This window comes from Vibrio sp. 811, assembly GCF_033339195.1.
Genome location: NZ_JAWOUB010000602.1, coordinates 1 through 605 on the forward strand (window position 1 = coordinate 1; position 605 = coordinate 605).

A 605-nucleotide genomic window follows, 5' to 3' on the forward strand; every position below is an offset into this window, starting at 1 on the left:
CCTGTGGTTGGATGATGTGGAATTGGCACGTTTCCGCCCTTGCAAGCGGAGCGTGCTTAGTCATTTTTGACGGTAGCCCTGTTTATCCTTCTCACAAGGTGCTGTGGAGCCTTGCTCAAAATGCTGACGTGACCTTGTTTGGCACGTCGGCTAAATATCTAGAAGCGATTGAAAAAGCGCAATTCTCACCGAAAAGAGCCGATGCTTTCCCCGCACTCAAGACGATTTGCTCAACTGGCTCTGTACTTTATCCTGAGCAATTCGATTACGTTTACGAGCACTTAAAGGAAGACGTACATTTAGCGTCCATTGCTGGGGGCACAGATATTTGCGGATGCTTTGTATTAGGCAATCCGATATCACCAGTCTATCGAGGCGAGTGTCAATCCGCAGGCTTAGGCGTTGATGCGCAAGTATTTAATCCACAAGGTCACAGTGTCGTAGGTGAACGAGGTGAGCTGGTTTGCACCAATTCACTGCCTAATTTTCCTTCTGGGTTCTGGCGTGATTCAGGCGAGCGTTACCATCGCGCCTACTGGGATAAGTTCGATAATGTTTGGCATCATGGCGACGATGTAGAAAAAAGTGAGGTTGGCGGTTTTGTC

General features: G+C 48.4%; 1 protein-coding gene. It reads left to right on the forward strand.

Features of this window, described 5'->3' with window-relative positions:
• A partial coding sequence (locus tag R7Q46_RS28335; protein ID WP_318078463.1) for an AMP-binding protein occupies window positions 1–605 on the forward strand: 605 nt, incomplete at both ends.